General features: G+C 65.6%; 21 protein-coding genes and 1 pseudogene. 9 read left to right on the top strand and 13 right to left on the bottom strand.

The genetic code is table 11. The features are described 5' to 3' along the window. Window positions 1-21: 21 nt before the first annotated feature. Together aceA and ACOI2T_RS31390 are read right to left on the bottom strand one after the other, a co-directional pair. Entirely contained in the window at window positions 22-1308 is a 1287-nt protein-coding gene (gene aceA, locus ACOI2T_RS31385) for an isocitrate lyase (RefSeq protein WP_067849255.1), read from the bottom strand. A gap of 266 nt (window positions 1309-1574) precedes the next feature. Next, a complete protein-coding gene (locus ACOI2T_RS31390) occupies window positions 1575-2396 on the bottom strand; it encodes an acyl-ACP thioesterase domain-containing protein (RefSeq protein WP_409504446.1) in 822 nt (273 codons plus the stop codon). 119 nt (window positions 2397-2515) lie between these two features. Here ACOI2T_RS31390 and ramB point away from each other — a divergent pair, with 119 nt between their 5' ends. Next, complete coding sequence (ramB, locus tag ACOI2T_RS31395) at window positions 2516-3931, top strand: acetate metabolism transcriptional regulator RamB (RefSeq protein WP_067849262.1); 1416 nt, start codon at window positions 2516-2518, stop codon at window positions 3929-3931. A 27-nt stretch (window positions 3932-3958) separates the two neighbouring features. Then, complete coding sequence (locus tag ACOI2T_RS31400; RefSeq protein ID WP_409504445.1) at window positions 3959-4510, top strand: carboxymuconolactone decarboxylase family protein; 552 nt, start codon at window positions 3959-3961, stop codon at window positions 4508-4510. A gap of 60 nt (window positions 4511-4570) precedes the next feature. Here the strand turns inward: ACOI2T_RS31400 and ACOI2T_RS31405 are convergent, their stop codons facing one another. The 7 genes and pseudogenes from ACOI2T_RS31405 to ACOI2T_RS31435 all read right to left on the bottom strand — a co-directional run bounded on the left by ACOI2T_RS31405 (window position 4571) and on the right by ACOI2T_RS31435 (window position 11096). After that, on the bottom strand, window positions 4571-4840 hold the full coding sequence (locus ACOI2T_RS31405) for a hypothetical protein (RefSeq protein ID WP_085147643.1): 270 nt from the start codon (window positions 4838-4840) through the stop codon (window positions 4571-4573). Beyond that, window positions 4837-6231, bottom strand: a complete 1395-nt coding sequence (gene lpdA, locus ACOI2T_RS31410) for a dihydrolipoyl dehydrogenase (RefSeq protein WP_067849271.1) — start codon at window positions 6229-6231, stop codon at window positions 4837-4839. The genes ACOI2T_RS31405 and lpdA overlap by 4 nt, the downstream gene beginning before the upstream one ends. Window positions 6232-6289: 58 nt before the next feature. After that, window positions 6290-6907 (bottom strand): ABC transporter ATP-binding protein, encoded by a 618-nt coding sequence (locus ACOI2T_RS31415; protein WP_409504444.1) that lies wholly within the window; start codon window positions 6905-6907, stop codon window positions 6290-6292. Further along, a complete protein-coding gene (locus ACOI2T_RS31420) occupies window positions 6904-7674 on the bottom strand; it encodes an ATP-binding cassette domain-containing protein (protein WP_409504443.1) in 771 nt (256 codons plus the stop codon). The genes ACOI2T_RS31415 and ACOI2T_RS31420 overlap by 4 nt, the downstream gene beginning before the upstream one ends. Continuing rightward, entirely contained in the window at window positions 7674-8498 is an 825-nt protein-coding gene (locus ACOI2T_RS31425) for an ABC transporter permease (protein ID WP_409504442.1), read from the bottom strand. The genes ACOI2T_RS31420 and ACOI2T_RS31425 overlap by 1 nt, the downstream gene beginning before the upstream one ends. Further along, window positions 8495-9508, bottom strand: a complete 1014-nt coding sequence (locus ACOI2T_RS31430; protein ID WP_409504441.1) for an ABC transporter permease — start codon at window positions 9506-9508, stop codon at window positions 8495-8497. Before ACOI2T_RS31430 ends, ACOI2T_RS31425 begins: the two co-directional genes overlap by 4 nt. Continuing rightward, a pseudogene (locus ACOI2T_RS31435) lies at window positions 9496-11096 on the bottom strand (ABC transporter substrate-binding protein). The gene ACOI2T_RS31430 and the pseudogene ACOI2T_RS31435 overlap by 13 nt, the downstream one beginning before the upstream one ends. 191 nt (window positions 11097-11287) lie before the next feature. Here ACOI2T_RS31435 and ACOI2T_RS31440 point away from each other — a divergent pair. Then, the gene (locus tag ACOI2T_RS31440; protein ID WP_067849279.1) at window positions 11288-12154 is read left to right on the top strand and encodes a cyclopropane mycolic acid synthase family methyltransferase; all 867 of its coding nucleotides are present in this window, start codon (window positions 11288-11290) and stop codon (window positions 12152-12154) included. A gap of 5 nt (window positions 12155-12159) precedes the next feature. Here the strand turns inward: ACOI2T_RS31440 and ACOI2T_RS31445 are convergent, their stop codons facing one another. Both ACOI2T_RS31445 and adh read right to left on the bottom strand, forming a co-directional pair. After that, entirely contained in the window at window positions 12160-12630 is a 471-nt protein-coding gene (locus ACOI2T_RS31445) for a DUF779 domain-containing protein (RefSeq protein ID WP_067849282.1), read from the bottom strand. Window positions 12631-12702: 72 nt separating this feature from the next. After that, window positions 12703-14226, bottom strand: a complete 1524-nt coding sequence (gene adh, locus ACOI2T_RS31450; RefSeq protein ID WP_409504439.1) for an aldehyde dehydrogenase — start codon at window positions 14224-14226, stop codon at window positions 12703-12705. A 61-nt stretch (window positions 14227-14287) separates the two neighbouring features. On the opposite strand from adh, the gene ACOI2T_RS31455 reads away from it, so the two are divergent. The 4 genes from ACOI2T_RS31455 (at window position 14288) to ACOI2T_RS31470 (ending at window position 18304) form a co-directional block, all read left to right on the top strand. Continuing rightward, window positions 14288-16282, top strand: a complete 1995-nt coding sequence (locus tag ACOI2T_RS31455) for a prolyl oligopeptidase family serine peptidase (protein ID WP_409504438.1) — start codon at window positions 14288-14290, stop codon at window positions 16280-16282. A 51-nt stretch (window positions 16283-16333) separates the two neighbouring features. Next, window positions 16334-16600, top strand: coding sequence for a hypothetical protein (locus tag ACOI2T_RS31460; protein ID WP_067849597.1), 267 nt, complete (start codon window positions 16334-16336; stop codon window positions 16598-16600). Window positions 16601-16631: 31 nt separating this feature from the next. Next, window positions 16632-17531 carry a crotonase/enoyl-CoA hydratase family protein gene (locus ACOI2T_RS31465; RefSeq protein WP_409504437.1) on the top strand — a complete coding sequence of 300 codons (900 nt, stop codon included), beginning with the start codon at window positions 16632-16634 and terminating at the stop codon, window positions 17529-17531. Between the two features lie 95 nt (window positions 17532-17626). Continuing rightward, window positions 17627-18304 carry a class I SAM-dependent methyltransferase gene (locus ACOI2T_RS31470; protein ID WP_409504436.1) on the top strand — a complete coding sequence of 226 codons (678 nt, stop codon included), beginning with the start codon at window positions 17627-17629 and terminating at the stop codon, window positions 18302-18304. Here the strand turns inward: ACOI2T_RS31470 and ACOI2T_RS31475 are convergent. Both ACOI2T_RS31475 and ACOI2T_RS31480 read right to left on the bottom strand, forming a co-directional pair. After that, a complete protein-coding gene (locus ACOI2T_RS31475) occupies window positions 18270-18854 on the bottom strand; it encodes a DUF308 domain-containing protein (RefSeq protein WP_409504435.1) in 585 nt (194 codons plus the stop codon). The genes ACOI2T_RS31470 and ACOI2T_RS31475 overlap by 35 nt on opposite strands. Window positions 18855-18935: 81 nt before the next feature. After that, the gene (locus ACOI2T_RS31480) at window positions 18936-19541 is read right to left on the bottom strand and encodes a TetR/AcrR family transcriptional regulator (protein WP_409504434.1); all 606 of its coding nucleotides are present in this window, start codon (window positions 19539-19541) and stop codon (window positions 18936-18938) included. A gap of 236 nt (window positions 19542-19777) precedes the next feature. Here ACOI2T_RS31480 and ACOI2T_RS31485 point away from each other — a divergent pair, with 236 nt between their 5' ends. Both ACOI2T_RS31485 and ACOI2T_RS31490 read left to right on the top strand, forming a co-directional pair. Beyond that, window positions 19778-20629 carry an oxidoreductase gene (locus ACOI2T_RS31485; RefSeq protein ID WP_409504433.1) on the top strand — a complete coding sequence of 284 codons (852 nt, stop codon included), beginning with the start codon at window positions 19778-19780 and terminating at the stop codon, window positions 20627-20629. Window positions 20630-20656: 27 nt separating this feature from the next. Then, entirely contained in the window at window positions 20657-21274 is a 618-nt protein-coding gene (locus ACOI2T_RS31490; protein ID WP_409504432.1) for a TetR/AcrR family transcriptional regulator, read from the top strand. Window positions 21275-21312 lie beyond the last annotated feature (38 nt).

Below are 21312 nucleotides of genomic sequence, written 5' to 3' on the forward strand. Positions count from 1 at the left end.
ATGCGGCCTAGTGGCTCCGGCCTAGTGGAACTGGCCCTCTTCGGTCGAACCGGCCAGCGCGGTGGTCGAGCTGGTCGGGTCGACCGTGGTGGCGATGCGGTCGAAGTAGCCGGCGCCGACCTCGCGCTGGTGCTTCGTCGCGGTGTAGCCACGCTCCTCGGCGGCGAACTCGCGCTCCTGCAGCTCGACGTAGGCGCTCATCTGGTTGCGGGCGTAGCCGTAAGCCAGATCGAACATCGAGTAGTTGAGCGCGTGGAAGCCGGCCAGCGTGATGAACTGGAACTTGAAGCCCATCGCGCCCAGCTCCTTCTGGAACTTCGCGATGGTCGCGTCGTCGAGGTGCTTCTTCCAGTTGAACGACGGCGAGCAGTTGTAGGCCAGCATCTGGTCCGGGAACTCGCTCTTGACGCCCTCGGCGAACTTCTTGGCCAGCTCCAGGTCCGGGGTGCCGGTCTCCATCCAGATCAGGTCGGAGTACGGCGCGTAGGCCTTGGCGCGGGCGATGCAGGGCTCCAGGCCGTTCTTGACCCGGTAGAAGCCCTCGGCGGTGCGCTCACCGGTGATGAACGGCTGATCGCGCTCGTCGACATCGGAGGTGATGAGCGTGGCGGCCTCGGCGTCGGTGCGGGCGATGACGACGGTCGGCACGTCGGCGACGTCGGCCGCGAGACGGGCCGAGGTCAGGGTGCGGATGTGCTGCTGGGTCGGGATCAGCACCTTGCCACCGAGGTGGCCGCACTTCTTCTCCGAGGCGAGCTGGTCCTCCCAGTGCGAACCGGCGACACCGGCGGCGATCATCGCCTTCTGCAGCTCGTAGACGTTCAGCGCGCCACCGAAGCCGGCCTCACCGTCGGCGACGATCGGGGCGAGCCAGTTCTCCACCGACGTGTCGCCCTCGACCTTGGCGATCTCGTCGGCGCGCAGCAGCGCGTTGTTGATGCGGCGGACCACCTGCGGCACCGAGTTGGCCGGGTACAGGCTCTGGTCGGGGTAGGTGTGGCCGGACAGGTTGGCGTCACCGGCGACCTGCCAACCCGACAGGTAGATGGCCTTCAGGCCGGCGCGGACCTGCTGGACGGCCATGTTGCCGGTCAGCGCGCCGAGCGCATTGACGAAGTCCATGTCGTGGAGCTGCTCCCAGAGCACCTCGGCGCCGCGGCGGGCCAGCGTGGCCTCCTCGACGACGGAACCCTGCAATGCGACGACGTCGGCCGGGGTGTAGGTGCGGGTGATGCCCTTCCAGCGGGGGTTGTGATCCCAGTCGTGCTGGATCTGTTCCGGTGATTTCGGGGTGCCCACGGTCGACATAGGACTTCTCCTTCGGTTGTTAAGACGCTGCGGCGCCGTACGCGTCGTTGGTTGTTAACGCCGCAGCAGCTTCACTGTTGTGCTAATCCGACCATGGCACAGCACATATCCGCAGGTCCACCCGTTTCAGTTGCCAACTTTCGCCAAACCGCCGCGTTAACTTGCAAAGTTTGCGAAGAAATATGATGGCTGTACCGGTTCAGAAGCTACCGCCGAGTAACCAGTTTTCGCTGGTCAGTACGCTCGTACTGTTAAACCTGATGGATTCAGATCGAGAAGAGAGCTGCGACGGCTTTCGTCTCCTCGCCGACCGCATATGTGAGCGTTGTAACAGTCCGATCCGTGAGCTCCGGGCCGAACTTGTCGGTCGAACCGGGCGGGTGCGTGTGCGAGATGATCTCGAGTTTGTCGCCAAGCGCGACCGGAGCGTCGTGTTCGATCGTCACCCGCAAGGGCTCCTCAAGGAGCTCGGGATGGGTGTGCAGGTAGTCCTCGATCACCGTCCAGTAGACGGAGTTGTTCATGTGGTCGAACAGGTCGATGTCGGACACCCGGACCGGGTATTCGCGGATCTCGTCGGCGTCGTCACGACTGCCGGCCTTCAGGTAGGCCTTCCATCTCAGCCGGGCCTCGTCGGTCGTCCGTCGCAGGCCCTCGAGGAAGTCGTCGGAGATGCGGGCGGGCCCCTGCGTCTCGCGGTTGATGTTGATCCAGAACGCCTCGGACTCCATGAGCCCGCCCTTGCGGCCGTCGATGCGCACACGCATCTCACACCACCGGTTCGACGTACCCGAACACCACCGGCGCATCCGCAGCATGTCCTGAAACTCGATGGGCCGGATCAGGTCGATCATCGTCCGCCGGACGATCCACAACGGGTGGGTCTCCTCGAACCCCATCTCCCGCAACTGGTCGGAGCCGATGTCCTGGATGTGACGGCACGCGGCGTCGAATCGCAGCCGGCCGACCCGGTTGATATCGCCCACCCGCAGTGGCCACTGCCGGTCGAAGACGTCGGGATGGGGATCGGGCACCGGCATCATCGTCTTGCCCAGCCCGGTCGTCGGTTTGCCTGCGGTGCCCGTCATCTAAATCTCCCCCAATCGGTGGCCTAGGGCGATCATGCCAGGCGTCTCTACGCAGCCCTAAGCACCAATCTGCCAAGAATGCGAAGTCAACTCTTTGCAACGTTGTTAGCCTGTTTGACGTGGCAAAAACCTTCGTCGGCTCACGAGTGCGGCAGCTGCGAAGCGAGCGTGGGTTCAGCCAGGCGGCGCTGGCGCAGATGCTCGAGATCTCCCCCAGCTACCTCAACCAAATCGAACACGACGTCCGGCCGCTGACGGTCGCGGTGCTGCTGCGCATCACCGAGGTGTTCGGTGTGGACGCGACCTTTTTCGCATCGCAGGACGACACCAGGCTGGTCGCCGAACTGCGCGAGGTGACGATGGACCGCGACTTCGGCGTGGACGTCGAGCTGAGCGAGATCGCCGACATGGTTTCCGCGCATCCGAACCTCGCCCGCGCGATGGTCAACCTGCACCGGCGCTACCGCCTGACCACGACCCAACTCGCGGCGGCCACCGAGGACCGGTACTCCGACGGCAGTGGCAGCGGATCGATCACCATGCCGCACGAAGAGGTGCGCGACTACTTCTACCAACGGCAGAACTATCTGCACGAGCTCGACACCGCGGCCGAGGACCTGACTGCCCGTATCCGGATGCACCGCGGCGATCTGGCCGGCGAGCTGTCGAATCGGCTGACCACCGTGCACAACGTTCGCATCGTGCGGCGCATCGATCTGGGCGACACCGTCCTGCACCGCTATGACCCGGCCACCAAGACGCTGGAGATGGGCAATCACCTCTCCCGCGGTCAGCAGGTGTTCAAGATGGCCGCCGAGCTGGCGTACCTGGAGTTCGGCGACCTCATCGACAAGCTGGTCGACGAAGGCATGTTCACCAGCGACGAGTCACGCACGCTGGCACGGCTCGGGCTGGCCAACTACTTCGCCGCGGCAACGGTGCTGCCGTACCGCCAGTTCCACGACGTGGCCGAGAACTTCCGCTACGACGTCGAGCGGCTCTCGGCGTTCTACTCGGTGAGCTACGAGACCATCGCGCACCGGCTCTCCACGCTGCAACGCCCGTCGATGCGGGGCGTGCCCTTCTCGTTCGTGCGCGTCGACCGCGCGGGCAACATGTCAAAGCGGCAGTCCGCCACCGGTTTTCACTTCTCATCATCGGGCGGTACGTGCCCGCTGTGGAATGTCTACGAGACGTTCAGCAACCCGGGCAAGATCGGCGTGCAGATCGCCCAGATGCCCGACGGCCGCAATTACATGTGGGTCGCGCGCACCGTGGAGCGTCGCGCGTCGCGATACGGGCAGCCGGGCAAGACCTTCGCGATCGGGCTGGGCTGCGAACTGCGCCACGCCCACCGACTCGTCTACTCGGAAGGCCTCGACCTGTCCGGTGAGGTCGCGACCCCCATCGGGTCGGGCTGCCGGGTCTGCGAACGCGACAACTGCCCGCAACGCGCGTTCCCCGCCCTCGGCCGGGCCCTCGATCTCGACGAGCACCGATCGACCGTGTCGCCGTATCTGGTGAAGCAGTCCTGACGGCCTCGCTGTGCCAGACTCGGTTGAGTGAGCGCATTAGAGCCCGCCCGTATCGCACCGGGCGGATTCCGGGAGCTGGGACCGATCAACTGGGCCATCGCCAAGCTTGGCGCGCGGGCCATCCGGGCCCCGAGGTTCACGCTGTTCAATGTGCTCGGACAGCACAAGCTGCTGTTCCTGGCCTGGCTGCCGTATTCGGGCGTGCTGCTCGGCAAGCTCGGCAAGCTGCCCCGCAAGGATGCCGAATTGATCATCCTGCGGGTCGGGCATCTGCGGGATTGTGAGTACGAACTCCAGCAGCACCGCAGGCTCGCCCGTAGCCGCGGCGTGGACGCCGAAACCCAGGCCAAGATCTTCGAGGGGCCCGACGCCGCGGGTCTGACCGACCGTCAGCGCGTACTCATCACCGCGACAGACGAATTCGTCGTGACGCGCTCCATGTCGTCGGAAACCTGGGCCACGCTGACCAAGCACCTCAACAAGCAGCAGCTCATCGAATTCTGCATGCTGGCAGCGCAATACGACGGCCTGGCCGCCACGATGGCCACGCTGCGAATGCCGCTGGACTTCCCGGACTGACGAGTGATTTGTGCACCTACCGTAACGGTGGGCGTTACGGTAGGTGCACAAGTCGCCGGACTAGAGGTAGGTCACCCCGAGCACGGCGAGTGAGAACAGCACGGGTGAGACGGGCAGGCACCACAGGAACGCCGCCCACACAAGTGACTTGTTCTGATATTTGCGCCAGCCGAACCACGCGGCTGCCAGCGCACCGGCGAACGACAGCCCGGCGACCACCAACACCCACCGGGTGACTCTCGAGCTGTCGGTCGCCAACGTGATGGCGGCCAGCCACAGGATGTGGCCGACCACCAATCCGGCTATGCCGGCGACGATTTCGTTTCTCAAAAGTTGATCATGTGGCCGGCCAGGCCGTGGAAGCACTCCTGCAACGCCTCCGACAGTGTCGGGTGGGTGTGCACGTTGCGGGTCAGCTCGTTGACCGTCAGGTCCCATTTCTGGGCCAGCGTCAGCTCGGGCAGCAGCTCGGAGACGTCCGGCCCGATGAGGTGGCCGCCGAGCAGCTCACCGTACTTGCTGTCGGCGATCAGCTTGACGAAGCCGGTCGGGTCGGCCAGACCGTGCGCCTTGCCGTTCGCGGTGAACGGGAACTTGGCGACTTTGACGTCGTAGCCCTCTTCCCTGGCCTGTTCTTCGGTGAGGCCGAAGCTGGCCACCTGCGGCTGGCAGAACGTGGCGCGCGGCATCATCCGGTAGTCGCCGAGCGGCAAAGTCTCTGCGCCGCCGATGGTTTCGGCTGCGACGACACCCTGCGCCTCGGCCACGTGGGCGAGCTGGAGCTTGCCGGTGACATCGCCGATCGCGTAGATGTGCGGCACGTTGGTGCGCATGTAGTCGTCGATCCCGATGGCCTTGCGATCGGTGAGCGCGACGCCCGCCTTGTCCAGGCCGAAGCCCTCGACGTTGGGCGCGAAGCCGATGGCCTGCAGCACCTTGTCAGCCTTGAGCTCTTCGGACTTGCCGTCCTTGCTGACGGTGACCTTGACGCTCGAGCCCTGATCGTCGATGGCCTCGACCTTGGTACCGGTGAGGATCTTCACGCCGAGCTTCTTGTACTGCTTCTCGATCTCCTTGGAGACCTCGGCGTCCTCGTTGGGCAGTGCGCGCGGCAGGAACTCGACGATCGTGACGTCGACGCCGTAGTTCTTCAGGACGTAGGCGAACTCCATGCCGATCGCGCCGGCCCCGGCGATGATGATCGAGCCGGGCAGCTCGCGCGACAGGATCTGGGTCTCGTAGGTGACCACGTTGTCGCTGAGCGACGTGCCCGGTACGAGCCGAGTCGACGATCCGGTCGCGATGATCGCGTTGTCGAACTCGACCTTCTCGGTCCCGCCGTCGTTCAGATCGACCTCAAGGCTGTTGGGCCCGGTGAACTTCCCGTACCCGTGGATCTCGGTGATCTTGTTCTTCTTCATCAGGAAGTGCACACCGGCGACGCGGCCGTCGGCGACCTTGCGGCTGCGGTCGAATGCCGCGCCGTAGTCGAACGTGGCTTCACCACTGATGCCGAAGGTCTTGGCTTCCTTGTTGAAGATGTGGGCGATCTCCGCGTTGCGCAGCAGTGCCTTCGACGGGATACACCCGACATTGAGGCACACGCCGCCCCAGTACTTGGGTTCGACAATGGCGGTATTCAGCCCCAGCTGGGCGGCACGAATGGCCGCGACGTATCCACCGGGACCGGCTCCGAGAACGACGACGTCAAAGTGGGTCACGCTCCCACCCTAGTGGGCGGAGTTGTCCGCCCACACGGTCCGGTGCGAACTGGGCCGCTCATGCGGCAGGCAACACCTGTGTGCGGGTGCTCAACGCACTGACCAGTTCCGCGTCATGACTGACCAACACCAGGCTGGCGCCTTCCCTGGCGATGTCGTGCAACAGCTTGGCAACGTCGTCGGTCGCGATCGGATCGAGCATCGCCGTCGGCTCGTCGCACAGCAAGAACTCGGGCCGCTGCACGACAACCCTGCCCAGGCAGGCCCGCTGCAACTGACCGTCACTCACCTGCCCGGGATAGCGTTCCAGCAACGATTCGTCGAGCCCGACCCGACGCGCGACGGCGGCGACGGTCACGGTCTCCCGCCGGATGGTCGCCGGTTCGGCGATGATGCGGCCGAGTGTCCAGCGTGGATTGCACACCAGCCGGGGATGCTGGGCCACCAACGCGACCGCTGCCTGCCGGGGCGGGGCGAGGCTCCCGTGGTAGCGCACCTCACCTTCGTCCGGTCGCCGCAATCCGGCGAGGACTCGCAGCAGTGTGGTCTTGCCGCACCCGGACGGTCCGGTGACACCGACGATCTCGCCGCCACCGACGGCGAGTCCGACAGCGTCGAGAACTCTCCGCCCACCGAACGAGACGGTGACGCCGCGCGCCTCCAAGCGAGCGCTCACAGCGCGACCGCCGCGAAGAACCGCCGCACATAGTCGTCCGCGTCATCGAGCAACTCGGCGGCTGCCGCCTGCCGCAGGACGGTTCCGGCTCGCATCAACGCGATGTCGTCGCAGGCTGCCGCACGTAGCAGCGACGGCAGATCGTGGGTGACGACGAGCACGCCCGCGCCGTCGGCCGCCGCGTCTGCCAGCAGCCGCCACACCATGGCCGCGTTGTCGGGATCGAGTGCCGATGTCGGCTCGTCGGCGATGAGCAGCCGTGGTCGTCCCGACAGCGCGGCGGCGATGGCCATCCGCTGCGCCATGCCGCCGGACAGTTCGTGCGGATAGCGATCAGCGACGTCGGCGGCCAGCCCCACCGCGTTGATCAGTTGCCCGGGTGTGCGTTCGGAATCGAGGAGTTCGCACACCTCGGCGAGCTGCGATCCGATCGTGCGCACCGGTGTGAACGATGTGGCCGCCGACTGCGGCACGAACCCGACGTGGCGGCCCCTGAGCGGACGCCAGCCGGACTCTCCGGCGAGGGTCATGTCCTGGCCGCTGACCAGGATGCGGCCGGAAACCCGCGCCGCCGGCGGCAGCAGCCCACACAGCGCACCGGCCACCAGCGACTTTCCGCACCCGGACTCGCCGATCAGCGCGGTCACCCGGCCCTGCTCGACCACCAGGTCGACTTCGTCGAGCACGCGTACCGCGCGCGCATCGCGACCCCGGCGGGTGGCGATGTCGACGGTCAGTTCGCGCAACTGTGCGGCGTGAGGTGCCATCACCACACCTGCCCGCCCGGCGGGGCGTTTCGTCGGCGCACCGCCGCGCCCGCCGAGGCGAATGCCAACGCCGTGACCATCAGCGCGAAAGCCGGCACCGCGAGCGTCCACCATGCTCCGGTCAGCACGTCGCCGCGGGCCTGACCCAGCATGGTGCCGAGGCTGGCCCGGTCCGGTGACAGCCCCACCCCGAGAAAAGACAGCGTCGATTCGTGCCACACGGCATGCGGCAGCAGCATGACCATCGCGACGAGTGCCTGCCCGGTGACGGCCGGAACCAGGTGGTGGCGCGCGATGAACCCGTGCGACGCGCCGGCCAGCCGTGCCGACTGCACCCAGCCGGCGTCGGCCAGCGACAGCAGCTCGGCGCGAACGACGCGCGCGACCGCGGGCCAATGCGTCAGCGCGATCGACGCGATGATCGCCAACGGAGCGCCGCGCCACATCGCGGCGATGACGATGCCCACGACCAGATGCGGCAGCGCATTGAAGCCGTCGACCACGCGCATCACGGTCGCGTCGATCCACCCACCGGCCAGGGCCGAACCCACGCCGATCACCAGACCGAGCACCGTCGCAGCCAGCGCGCACACCGCGGCGATCACCAAGGAGATCCGCAACCCCTCGGCCGATCGCACCAGCAGGTCATACCCCGAGTGGTCGGTCCCCGCCAAATGGTCCGCGCCCGGCGGACGAAGCGCCGCACCGAAATCGGCGACCTGCTCCCCGGCGAACACCGGAATGATCACGGCGGCGGCGACGATCGCCCCGATCACAAGCCAGGGCCGGCCCACCCGGTCTCGCGCATCCTGCAGCACGGTCATGCCGTCAGCCCGATCCGAGGGTCGAGCGCGACGGCTGCCGCGTCCGAGAGCGCCGACCCGGTCAAGACTGCCAGCGCCGAACCCACCGTCAACGCCGCCAGCAACCGGAAGTCCAGCGCCGCAGCCGATTCCACGAGTACCGCGGCCATACCCGGCCAGCCGAACACGGTTTCCACGATGGCGGCCCCGGCGATCAGCTCAGGAAGCCGGGTGCCGAGCAACGCCAATGTCGGCAACACCGAAACCGGTGCGATGTGACCACGCAACAGTGCCCAGCCGTGGATACCGCGCGCTCGGGCGGCACGCACCGCGTCGGAACCACAAGCCTGCACCACCGCTGTCCGCATGGTCAGCAGCAGCCAGGGAATCTGTGACACGGTAAGCGCAATCAACGGCAGCACACCGTGTGTGAGCACACCGCCGACTGTGTAGTCGTCCCCGGGATCGCTGGCTCCCGAGGCAGGCAGCCATCTGAGCCCGACCGCGACCACCGCGACCAAAGCCAGCGATATGACGAAGGGCGGTACCGCGGCGCAGATGACGGCAAGGCCCGTGCAGAGCCGGTCGAGTACCCCGCCGCGTCGCATACCGGCTATGCAGCCCAAGAGAATTGCCGAGATCGCCGCTGTCATCAGCGCCAGGCCGGACAGCGCCAGCGTGAACGGCATACGCTCCGTCAGTACCGTGGTGACCGCCTGCGACTGAGTCGATGACCAACCCAGATCACCGCGGAGCACGCCCGACATCCAGTCGATCCACGCCTGCCACCACGGTTGTTCGGTGTCGTAGGCGGCGCGGACCGCGTCGCGCTGCGACTGGGTGGCCGTCTGGTAGTTGGCACCGAGGTGGGCGACCAGTGGATCGAACGGAGACAACGACGCCACCGCGAACATCGCGGCCGAAACCGCAACGGTCACAGGCACGGCGATCGCGGCCCGCACACCCAACAGTCGCACCGCGGCCCGGACTCGACGGTCGACGTCCGGCCGTGGGAACGTCAGCGTGTCCATGCGGCGACGTCCCACCACGGGCCCCAAGAGACTCCGTGGGAATGCGGTTCGAGAATGGGCTGGGCCTGTTTCCAGCCGAGGTCACGGTATCCGTATGTGTGGTGTAGGAAAGCCAGGAAGACATACGACGGCTCAGCGATGTATGCCGCTTGAATATCGCGGTACAGCCTGTCTTTCTCTGCTCCCGGCGCGGAATCGCGTGCTCGCTCAAGGAGCCCGTCGAGGTTGCGTGCCGTGAAGTCACCGGGATTGGAGTACGGGGACGAATCGGGGACGCGGGTGTGCAGGGTGTCGTACACCTGCGAATCGATGCTGTAGGGAGTCGATCCGCCGCCCAGGAGAACCGCGCAGTCACCGAAGCGGGTGTCGATCTCGTCCCAGCTCGTGCCGCGTGGGCGCACTTCAACCCCGAGCGGTTTCATCGCCGCGGCGAATGCGACCGAGAGGTCGCGCCGCAAGCTGTCCTGCGCGTTGTAGAGAAGCTCGAAAGATGCTTTCGCACCGTCCTTTTCGCGCACACCCTGGGGACCCGGGCGCCAGCCGGCCTGATCGAGGATCGTACCCGCCTTCGTCAGGTCGAAGCCGAACTGCGCATCGGGATTGAATGCGGACCCGTATACGGCGGCGATCGGAGTGCTCGCGGGACGGCCATGCCCCGCCAGCACGTCGCGAACCGCCGCGTCGCGGTCCACACCGAAGTTCATCGCCAAACGTGCTCGCGGGTCGGCGGTGAACGGATTTCCGGCCGGCAGGGCGACGCCACGCCAGTCGGCCGACTGGGCGGCCACCGTGCGCACGGTGTCACTGTCGATCGAGTCGATCAGCTTGGGCGGCAGGTTCACACCGTCGACTTCGCCGGCCACGATGCGTTGTGCGCGCACGTTGTCGTCGGGGGTGTAGGTGTAGACGATGCGCCGGACCTGGGCCGGGTGCCCCAGTAATCGTCGCGGGCCACCATGACCGCCTGGTCGGGGCGCAGGCTGTCCAGCCGGTAGGGGCCGGTACCGACTGGCTGGGCGTTCACGCTCCACTCGGCAGCGGGCTTCGACTCGATCTTTTCGGAAGGCAGGATTCCCAGCAGGAGAAAGGGCGTCACGTCGGCCGCAGTCGTCGTCTCCACGACGACGGCGTTCGGACCGTCGGCCGTGAGGTTGACGATGGGTTCGACATGCGTCGAGATTTCCGAAGCCACGTCGGGGTCCTTGACCGCGGCGTAGGTCGCGACGACGTCGGCGGAATCGAAGGCGCTGCCGTCGGAGAACCTGACACCGTCGCGCAGCGCTACTCTCCATCGCCGCGGCCCCACCGGTTCCGGACGCGCGATCGCCAAGGCGGGCACCAGGTCGGGTACCGCCGCGTCGGTTGTGCTGCGCGGGCGGTACAGCCCCTCGTAGAGGGGTGATACACCGAGCTCACCGTATCCGGAGACCGGGTTGTAATTCCCGAGTTCCTGCCCGTCGGCCAAGACGATCTGGTCGGGTTCGCCCGGTCCGGAAGACGTCGCACAACCGGCGAGCACCAACACAGCCGCGGCGCAGGCCGTCGTCGTCAACCGGAACAGCCGGGGAGCGCCACACCGCAGCAACATCTGTCTATCTGAACATATGAACGGAAGTTGTGCAGCGTTGAACTATCCGGTCGATCGATTCGTACCCATCCACGGCACCGCCGGCTACGAATCCGATGTGTGGGCGGCGACGACCCGGGTATCCCTTCTCCGCGGTCGTCGGGTGGCTCTCCCCTGCCCGCAGACGATCGACCCAGCAGAAAGGTGTCAATATGCCAGAGTTGACCCCCCACTTCGCCGACGTCCAAGCCCACTACGACCTCTCCGACGACTTCTTTCGCCTGTTCCTGGACCCCACCCAGACGTACAGCTGCGCATACTTCGAACGCGACGACATGACGTTGGAAGAGGCGCAGCTCGCCAAGATCGACCTGGCGCTCGGCAAGCTCGGCCTCGAGCCGGGTATGAAGCTGCTCGACATCGGCTGCGGCTGGGGAGCCACCATGCGCCGCGCGATCGAACGCTACGACGTCGACGTCGTAGGGCTCACGTTGTCGAAAAACCAAGCCGCGCACGTCAAGCAGATGTTCGAGGGCATGGACACCGAGCGCAAAAGGCGCGTCCTACTGGAGGGATGGGAGCAGTTCGACGAGCCGGTCGACCGCATCGTCTCCATCGGCGCGTTCGAGCACTTCGGCCGCGACCGCTACGACGCGTTCTTCGCCAAGACCTACCAGGCCCTGCCGCCGGACGGAGTGATGTTGCTGCACTCCATCTGCGGGATCCATCCGAAGGACGCACAGGAGCTCGGCATCCCGGTCACCTTCGAGCTGGCCCGGTTCATCAAGTTCATCCTCACCGAGATCTTCCCCGGCGGGCAGCTACCGTCGGTGCCGATGGTCGACGAACTCGCCACCAAGGCCGGGTTCACCGTGACCCGCAAGCAGTCGCTGCAGCCGCACTACGCCAAGACGCTCGACATCTGGGCGGCCAACCTGGAGGCCAACTGGGAGCAGGCCGTCGCGATCCAGTCCGAAGAGGTCTACGAGCGGTACATGAAGTACCTGACCGGGTGCGCGAAACTCTTCCGGCGACGCCAGGTCGACGTCGTCCAGTTCACGCTGCAGAAGGTTCCGTGAGCGCGTCAGCGTCCCGGAATCGGGCACGCCTCTTCGGCTTCGGCGACGATTAAGCTGCCCTCCCGCACCGGGCGCGCGCCATCGGCATACTGCGCCCCGGTGATGGGTGGCTGCCCGGCCAACTCCTGATTTTCGGCTTCGGTGAATGCCCGGCCCCGCGACAGGAAGCGCATGCCTTCGGGAGCTTCCAGACTGAAGCCACCGCCGCGGCCGGGAACCACGTCGATCACGAGTTGGGTGTGCTTCCACGCCTCGAACTGCGGACCCGAGATCCACACCGGCACGCCGTCACCGACGTCGAACACCGCGAGCAGGATGTCGCGGTCGCCGACGATGAAGTCGCCGTCGGGGTAACACATGGGCGACGACCCGTCGCAGCACCCGCCGGACTGGTGAAACATCAACGCGCCGTGGCGATCCTGCAGTTTGGCGAGGAGGTCGGCGGCGGCCGCGGTGATCAGAGCTCGACTGGTCATGTTTTCCTTTCGAACGTTGGCTTGCGTGCGAGTTCTGCGCGATTTCTCGCACACAAGCCGACGCTGGGCACTTTAGAAGAAACCCTGGGCCTTGTTGCTGTAGCTGACGAGCAGGTTCTTGGTCTGCTGATAGTGGTCGAGCATCATCTTGTGGTTCTCGCGGCCGATGCCCGACTGCTTGTAGCCGCCGAACGCCGCATGTGCCGGGTAGGCGTGGTAGCAATTGGTCCACACCCGACCGGCCTTGATGTCACGACCCGCACGGTAGGCGGTGTTGCCGTCGCGCGACCACACGCCGGCGCCGAGGCCGTAGAGGGTGTCGTTGGCGATCGAGATGGCGTCGTCATAATCCTTGAACGACGTCACGGCCACGACGGGGCCGAAGATTTCCTCCTGGAAGATCCGCATCTTGTTGTTGCCCTCGAACACCGTCGGCTGCACGTAGTAGCCGCCGGACAGGTCACCCCCGAGGTCGGCACGCTCGCCACCGGTCACGACGCGGGCACCCTCGCTCTTGCCGATCTCGATGTAGGACAGGATCTTTTCGAACTGGTCGTTGGACGCTTGCGATCCGATCATGGTCTCGGTGTCGAGCGGGTCACCCTGGCGCACCGCCTTGGTGCGGATCGCGGCCAGCTCCAGGAACTCGTCATAGATGTCGGCCTGGATCAGCGATCGCGACGGGCACGTGCACACCTCACCCTGGTTGAGGGCGAACATCGTGAAGCCCTCAAGAGCCTTGTCCTGGAAGTCGTCGCCGGCCGCCATCACGTCCGAGAAGAAGATGTTGGGGCTCTTGCCACCCAACTCTAAGGTCACCGGGATCAGGTTCTGGCTCGCGTACTGCATGATCAACCGGCCCGTGGTGGTCTCACCGGTGAAAGCGATCTTGGCGATCCGATTGCTCGATGCCAGCGGCTTGCCCGCCTCCACCCCGAACCCGTTGACGATATTGACCACACCCGCGGGCAACAGATCACCGATCAACGAAATCAGATACAACACCGAAGCCGGGGTCTGCTCAGCCGGCTTGAGCACCACCGCATTACCAGCGGCGAGCGCCGGCGCCAGCTTCCACACCGCCATCAGGATCGGAAAGTTCCACGGAATGATCTGACCGACCACACCCAACGGCTCATGGAAGTGATAGGCGACCGTGTCCTCGTCGACCTGGCTCAGACTTCCCTCCTGCGCGCGGATGGCTCCGGCGAAGTAGCGGAAATGATCGACCGCCAACGGGATATCGGCATTGAGCGTCTCACGGATCGGCTTACCGTTGTCCCACGACTCCGCCAGCGCGATCGACTCCAGATTCTCCTCGATCCGATCGGCGATCTTGTTCAAGATCACCGCCCGCTCGGCAGGCGCGGTCTTACCCCACGCCGGCGCCGCCGCATGCGCGGCATCCAACGCCTTCTCGACATCGGCCTCCGTCGAGCGCGCCACCTCACAGAACACCTGACCCGTCACCGGTGTCGGGTTCTCGAAATACCGGCCCTCGGCGGGAGCCACCCACTCACCGCCGATGTAATTGTCATAACGGGCCTCGAACGACATCAAGGCATCGGCCGCACCCGGCCGGGAAAAGACGGTCATTGTCGACTCCTCGTCAGCGGTGTTACGCAGCTCACACTACGCCCACGGCCACAATGGGGTGATGGCAGACGACCCGTATCTGTGGCTCGAGGACATCACCGGCGAGGACGCGCTGGAATGGGCGCGCGCCCACAACGACGCGACGCTCGCAGAGCTCGGCGGCGAGCGTTTCGAGGAGCTGCGCGCCGAAGTGCTCGAGGTGCTCGACACCGACGCCCGCATTCCCTATGTGGGTAGGCGGGGGGACTATCTGTACAACTTCTGGCGCGACGAGGCCAATCCACGTGGTCTGTGGCGACGCACCACACTGGATAGTTACCGCACCGACGATCCGGTGTGGGAGGTGCTCATCGACGTCGACGAACTCGCGCGCGCCGAGGACGAGAACTGGGTGTGGTCGAGCCCGGAGGTGATCGAACCCGAACACACGCTCGCGTTGATCAGCCTGTCCCGCGGCGGCGCCGACGCCACGGTGGTCCGTGAATTCGATATGCGGACAAAACAGTTCGTCGAAGGCGGCTTCGAGCTGCCGGAGGCAAAGTCCTCGGTGTCCTGGGAGGACGAGGACACCGTTTTGGTGTGCACCGATTTCGGTGAGGGCTCGATGACCGAGTCCGGTTATCCGCGCATCGCCAAGCGCTGGCGCCGCGGCGAGCCGCTGGAGAATGCCGAAACGGTGTTTGAGGCCGAGCCGACGGATGTACGCGTCATCGCCGGCGTGGACCGCACCCCCGGCTTTGAACACACCCGGCTGGGCCGGTACACCGATTTCTACAACCGCATCCGCTACGAGCTCCGCGACGGCGAACTGATTCTCATCGATGTCCCGACCGACGCGACGACCGCGACACATCGCGAGTGGATGCTGATCTCGTTGCGGACGGATTGGCAGGTCGGCGATGTCACCTACACCGCGGGCAGCCTGTTGGCCACCAAGTTCGAGGACTTCCTTTCCGGTGCACGCGATCTCACCGTCGTGTACGAGCCCGACGAGCACAGCTGCCTGTCGGGCGCCAGCTGGACGAAAGACAAGTTGGTGCTCGTCACGCGGCGCGACGTCGCGAGCCACATCGAGATCGTCACACCGGGAAGCTGGGAACGCGTGGACGCCCCTGGCATCCCGCCGTCCGACGAGACCGTTGTGGTGGACACCGACCCATTCGGCGACGAAGTCTTCTACGACACAAGCGGATTCACGACGCCGTCGCGGCTCCTGCACGGAACCGCGGGCGGCGCACTGGAACAGCTCAAGTCCGCGCCGTCGTTCTTCGACGCCGACGGAATCAACGTCGCCCAGTACTTCGCGACGTCGGCCGACGGCACCGCGATCCCGTATTTCGTGGTCGGGCAACGCGCAGAGCCTTCACCGACGTGGCTGTACGGGTATGGCGGATTCCAGAACTCGCTGACACCGAGCTATGCCGGTGGTCTCGGCCGGGCATGGCTGACGCGCGGCGGCACCTACGTGATGGCCAACATCCGCGGCGGAGGCGAGTACGGTCCACGGTGGCATACCCAGGCCATGCGGGAGAACCGGCACCTGGTGTACGAGGACTTCGCCGCCGTCGCCGCCGATCTGGTGCGACGAGGCATCACGACGGTCGAGCAGCTCGGCGCGTCGGGCGGCAGCAACGGCGGGCTCCTCATGGGCGTAATGCTCACGCAGTACCCGGAGTTGTTCGGCGCGCTCGTCTGCAGCGTGCCGCTGCTGGACATGAAGCGCTACCACCTGCTGCTCGCGGGCGCCTCCTGGATGGCCGAGTACGGCGACCCGGACAACCCGGCCGACTGGGAGTTCATGTCGAAATACTCGCCATACCAGAATATTTCGAGCGACCGCCGGTACCCGCCCATCCTGATCACCACGTCGACCCGCGACGACAGGGTGCATCCGGGCCATGCCAGGAAAATGACCGCAGCGCTCGAGGCGGCCGGTCATCGCGTGTACTACTACGAGAACATCGAAGGTGGGCACGGCGGCGCCGCAGACAACAAGCAGGCCGCGTTCAAGGCAGCGCTGACCTACGAGTTCCTGTGGCGGATGCTCGGCGGGTAACCGGCGCCGAACAAGACGCCGCAGCATGCCGACGACGTTATGCTGACGCCGATGCACGCATTCCGGCGTTATCTCGCGATCCAGGGCATGACCCTGATATTCGGCATCGTCGGGCCGATCTTCCTCGTGGTGTACTTCGCCGTCCAACCGGAACCGGGCCTCAAATGGATGTACTGGTTCGGCTTGTTCATCACCGCGGCAGACGTCCTCATCGCCTTGGCCGTCACCGAATCGAGCCTCAAAGAGGACCGCACACCGACCGATGTCCGCCTCGCGGTCGCATTCCAGAACTTTCGCCGGCGCCACGACGACTCTTGACTTCGCGGTCCGAAGTGACTCGACTGCTGCCATGGCCCACGAGTTCGAAACCCTGCTCTACCGCACCGCCGCGCCGGTCGCGACCATCACGCTGAACCGGCCCGATCAGCTCAACACGATCGTGCCGCCGATGCCCGACGAGATCGAGAAGGCCATCGGCCTGGCGGAGCGCGACCCGGAGATCAAAGTGATCATCCTGCGAGGCGCAGGCCGCTCGTTTTCCGGCGGATACGACTTCGGCGGCGGCTTCCAGCACTGGGGCGAAGCGATGAACACCGACGGCCGCTGGGATCCCGGTAAGGACTTCGCGATGGTCAGTGCCCGCGAAACCGGGCCGACCCAGAAGTTCATGGCCATCTGGCGCGCATCCAAACCGGTGATCGCGCAGGTGCACGGCTGGTGCGTGGGCGGTGCGAGTGACTATGCGCTGTGCGCCGACATCGTGATCGCCAGTGACGACGCGGTCATCGGGACCCCGTATGCCCGCATGTGGGGTGCCTACCTCACCGGCATGTGGCTGTACCGCCTGAGCCTGGCGAAGGTGAAATGGCATTCGCTGACCGGTGAACCGCTCACCGGAAAAGAAGCCGCCGCAGTCGAACTCATCAACGAGTCCGTTCCGTTCGAGCATCTTGAGGCCAGGGTTGCCGAGATCGCCGGCAAGTTGGCGCGGATCCCGTTGTCGCAGTTGCAGGCCCAGAAGCTCATCGTCAATCAGGCCTACGAGAACATGGGTCTGGCATCTACCCAGACGCTCGGCGGCATCCTCGACGGTTTGATGCGCAACACGCCCGACGCGCTGAGTTTCATCGACACCGCCGCCCACGCGGGTGTGCGCGCGGCGATCGAGCGCCGCGACGGACCGTGGGGCGACTACAGCCAGGCTCCGCCGGAGCGCAGACCGGACCCGTCGCACATCATCGAGCCGTAACCGGCATCTGTGCTCCGCGAGATCAGTCCCGGCGACGCGTTGATGTACCGGCCTGCCCCCTTGACGGCCCACCCGGACGGCGGGAAGGTGGAGTCATGGCTGATCTGGCCAAGAACTGGGCCGGCCCCATCGGCAGGTTCGGCGGAGCGGTGTACGACAGCGGCGTCGAGCGGGAGTGGCTGGCCCGGCCGGCCGGGCTTGCGCTGTGGGGCACCGACACTCGGCTGCTGTTCGAAAGCATCGCCGAGCTGGGCGAACTGCCCGACGGCACAGTGGTTTTGGATATCCCGTGTGGGGGTGGTTTGGCGCTCCGCGGGCTGCGCCCGGATCAGCGGCTGCGCTATGTCGCGGCCGACATCTCACCGGACATGCTGGCCAGGGCCCGGGCCAGGGCAACCGCATTGGGACGTTCCGACATCGAGTTCGCCGAAGCCGACATCGAGCACCTCCCCTTCGCCGACGGCGAGTTCGACCGATGCCTGAGCTTCAACGGGTTGCACTGCCTACCCAATCCCGCGGCAGCCGTGCGTGAGATGGCCCGCTGCCTGAAACCCGGTGGCCAGATCGTCGGTGACGCCGTGGTTCGCGGCGCCGGCATCCGGCAAGATCTGCTGATCGCCGCTTTCCAACGCGCCGGGGCGTTCGGGCCAGGCGGCACGGCCGATGACCTGCGCGGCTGGCTCACGGACGCGGGGTTACGCGTCGAACGGCTCGACCGATCCGGCGCGGTCGTGCATTTCACCGCGACACACGGCGACGACGAGCATCGCTGACGGCCAACCACACCGCCGAGATCAGGAAATAGAACGCGCCGAAGGCGGCATAAGGGGCGATGGCGGTGATGTGCGGTGACTCTGGTGCATTCGACGTGATGAGGAACATCACTCCCGCGCAGGTGGATTGGGCACCGCTGAGAATCATGGGCCACTGCGCACCGACGCTCTTCCAGCGCCGCACACCGGTCGCAAGCTGCAGGGTGCCCGACAGGGCGGCCCACACTCCGAACACACCCAGCACCGCATTCATGCTCTGAGTCAGGGCGATGGCTACCGCGCCCGTTGTCAGGAGGCTCACGGCGGTGTTGAAAGCCTGGGTGCGATTACGCCGCAGCCCGCCGTTGCGCTGCGCATCAACAAGATTGGCGACGGCGTCCCACGCCGGATAGATCAGCAACAGCGCAGCGACAACGGCCGCCGGGCCGTCGCCGAAGCCGAAGGCGGCACCGACCCACGCAACGGAGAAGGCCGCTCGGGTGAAGTAATACCGTTTGAGCCACGTGTCGCCCCCGACAGTGGTGCCTCGAAGTTCGCGCGTCGTCGTCATATCTGTTCCTGTCGTTTCGAATGAGGGCACGGGCAGCCACGGCTCCGGGTTCGAGACCTTGCTACCTACTGGATGGTCGTTTCAGGTGCCGCTTTCGTCCGGTGAAGTACGTGATCGGAGTCGGTCGATCACCGGTCGAGTAATGGCAGCGAAGGCCTGCGGATCGCCGTAGGCCCGCGCGGACAACATCGCGCCGTGGACGGCAGCCATCAGCGTCTCAGCTTCGGAATGGGCCTCATCGGTCAAGGTGATACTGCCCAGGCGCACGCCGCGCTCCAGTACAGATGTCAGCCAGGCCGACAAGGTCCGGAAGTACGCACGCAGCTCCACGACGATCTCATCGGGCAACATCGGAATCTGTGTGGCCAGCAATGCGCATAGGCAGTAACTGGTTTCGGGATCGCCGATGCAGGACTCCCAATATCCGGCATAACTACGGAGTTGGTCGAGCGGATCCGGGACGTGCCGCTCGATCTCGGCGATACCCGCTTCGGCTTCCGCGCGGTACTGCCTCACGAGCGTCCGCACGAGATCGACCTTGGTTGGGAAGTGATGGTGGATGCTCGCCTTGCGGATTCCGACAACCGCGGCGATATCGGCGTAACTGAAGCCGTTGTAGCCGCCGGCGACGATGGACGCGCGTGCGCAACGGAGAATCGCTTCCGAAGTCGATGAGGCAGCAGCCATATCCTGAGCCTACCTATTGGTAGGTAGGCGTGCAAGCGGTGACATCTTGTCGTGATCGAAGCCGACTTCTGCCACGCATATCAATCGTTGAACAGCCTGTCGGCCAAGGTATTACGAGCTGTCACACGGGTCGGGGACGGAGAGCACCGAGCGCTATGAGTTGACGATACGTCGATTTATACTTGACACTATGTCGAGTAGTTCGAAACAAAGTTCTCGATCGACGGGGAGGCGCAGTGCGAACCATCTTCATCACCGGAGTGAGTACCGGCTTGGGGCGCGCCTTCGCGACAGCCGCCCTGCAATCCGGTGACCGGGTGGTCGGCACTCTGCGAAAACCGGCCGAGGTCGCGGCTTTCGAGGCACTGGCGCCGGGACGCGCACATGCCCGCTTATTGGACGTGACGGACGATGCGGCGGTGTTCCGCACAGTGGCCGACATCGAATCGGAGATCGGCCCCATCGATGTCGTCATCGCCAATGCGGGGTACGGCCTGGAGGGCATCTTCGAGGAGACGCCTCTGTCGGCGGTCCGCGCCCAGTTCGCCACCAACGTGTTCGGAGTCGCCGCGACGTTGCAGGCGGCACTCCCCTACATGCGGCAACGCCGCGCCGGCCACCTGATGGCGGTCACCTCCATGGGTGGCCTGATGGCGGTCCCCGGGATGTCTGCGTACTGCGCAAGCAAGTTCGCGGTGGAAGGTCTGCTGGAGAGTTTGCGCAAGGAGGTCGCGGGATTCGGCATTCACGTCACCGCGATTGAGCCGGGTTCCTTCCGCACCGATTGGGCCGGCCGCTCGATGACGCGCGCCGAACGTTCCATCGCCGACTACGACGCGTTGTTCGATCCGATCCGAACTGCCCGCGTCAACGCGAGCGGTAACCAGTTGGGCAACCCGGCGAAAGCCGCTCAGGCGGTGTTGTCGATCCTTGATACCGACGAACCACCCGCACACCTGGTGTTGGGCTCCGACGCTCTCCGATTGATCGCCGCTGCCCGCAGCGCGGTCGACGACGACATCCGGCGGTGGGAGAGCCTTTCCCGCAGCACCGATTTCGCCGACGGAGCACAGCTTGCAGCCGACTAGCACCTACAAGAGCCAGACGTGGTCGCGATGAGCAAGTCGTGGCCTTCCCGCCGGGGAACACCACCCACGGTGCGCAAGGGGGACCTCCGCGAGCAGCAGATACTCGATGCTGCCGAGACTCTGCTCACGACCCGCGGCTACGTACGCATGACGGTCGGCGACATCGCGGAGACGGCCGGTATAACCCGCAGCGCGTTGTACTTCTATTTCGCCTCCAAGCAGGACATCTTGATCGCCCTGGTGGCTCGGACCGTCTCTGCGCTGCAACAGGATTCAGTGTCAGCACTCAGCCGCGCCGCGCCCATCCATGAGGTGATCGAGGCCGCGCTGGAACATACTGCCCGACAGTGGCGCGAGCACGGTGTCGTGATGCGCGCGGCTGTCGACTTCGCGTCCACCATCCCCGAGGTGGACCGCTTGTGGACCGACACCGCGTATGCGATCTCGGAAGCTGTTACGGCACTGCTGGTCCGAGGTGGGGTACCGCTCGGTGACGGGCCCGACGATGCTCGTGCGCTGGCACGCGTGCTGTGTTGGATGGTCGAACGCAGCTTCTACCAGGCCTCCAGGATCTCGGCGCATGAACTGGACCGGACCAGAAAATCCTGTCAGTCGGCGTGGCTGCGATTCGTGACTCCTGCCTGACGCCAGAAACAGTAGGAGGCGGTCGTCGCGCCGAGCCT

Source organism: Mycolicibacterium wolinskyi str. Jessa 2025 (genome assembly GCF_049241375.1).
In the GTDB taxonomy this organism is placed as follows: domain Bacteria; phylum Actinomycetota; class Actinomycetes; order Mycobacteriales; family Mycobacteriaceae; genus Mycobacterium; species Mycobacterium wolinskyi.

Bases quoted from the DNA above. Each gene is read 5' to 3' on its own strand.
- aceA (WP_067849255.1), bottom strand. From the start codon at position 1,308: ATGTCGACCGTGGGCACCCCGAAATCACCGGAACAGATCCAGCACGAC.
- ACOI2T_RS31390 (WP_409504446.1), bottom strand. From the start codon at position 2,396: ATGACGGGCACCGCAGGCAAACCGACGACCGGGCTGGGCAAGACGATG.
- ACOI2T_RS31420 (WP_409504443.1), bottom strand. From the start codon at position 7,674: ATGGCACCTCACGCCGCACAGTTGCGCGAACTGACCGTCGACATCGCC.
- ACOI2T_RS31425 (WP_409504442.1), bottom strand. From the start codon at position 8,498: ATGACCGTGCTGCAGGATGCGCGAGACCGGGTGGGCCGGCCCTGGCTT.
- ACOI2T_RS31430 (WP_409504441.1), bottom strand. From the start codon at position 9,508: ATGGACACGCTGACGTTCCCACGGCCGGACGTCGACCGTCGAGTCCGG.
- ACOI2T_RS31440 (WP_067849279.1), top strand. From the start codon at position 11,288: ATGCCAGAGTTGACCCCCCACTTCGCCGACGTCCAAGCCCACTACGAC.
- ACOI2T_RS31445 (WP_067849282.1), bottom strand. From the start codon at position 12,630: ATGACCAGTCGAGCTCTGATCACCGCGGCCGCCGCCGACCTCCTCGCC.
- adh (WP_409504439.1), bottom strand. From the start codon at position 14,226: ATGACCGTCTTTTCCCGGCCGGGTGCGGCCGATGCCTTGATGTCGTTC.
- ACOI2T_RS31455 (WP_409504438.1), top strand. From the start codon at position 14,288: ATGGCAGACGACCCGTATCTGTGGCTCGAGGACATCACCGGCGAGGAC.
- ACOI2T_RS31460 (WP_067849597.1), top strand. From the start codon at position 16,334: ATGCACGCATTCCGGCGTTATCTCGCGATCCAGGGCATGACCCTGATA.
- ACOI2T_RS31465 (WP_409504437.1), top strand. From the start codon at position 16,632: ATGGCCCACGAGTTCGAAACCCTGCTCTACCGCACCGCCGCGCCGGTC.
- ACOI2T_RS31470 (WP_409504436.1), top strand. From the start codon at position 17,627: ATGGCTGATCTGGCCAAGAACTGGGCCGGCCCCATCGGCAGGTTCGGC.
- ACOI2T_RS31475 (WP_409504435.1), bottom strand. From the start codon at position 18,854: ATGACGACGACGCGCGAACTTCGAGGCACCACTGTCGGGGGCGACACG.
- ACOI2T_RS31480 (WP_409504434.1), bottom strand. From the start codon at position 19,541: ATGGCTGCTGCCTCATCGACTTCGGAAGCGATTCTCCGTTGCGCACGC.
- ACOI2T_RS31490 (WP_409504432.1), top strand. From the start codon at position 20,657: ATGAGCAAGTCGTGGCCTTCCCGCCGGGGAACACCACCCACGGTGCGC.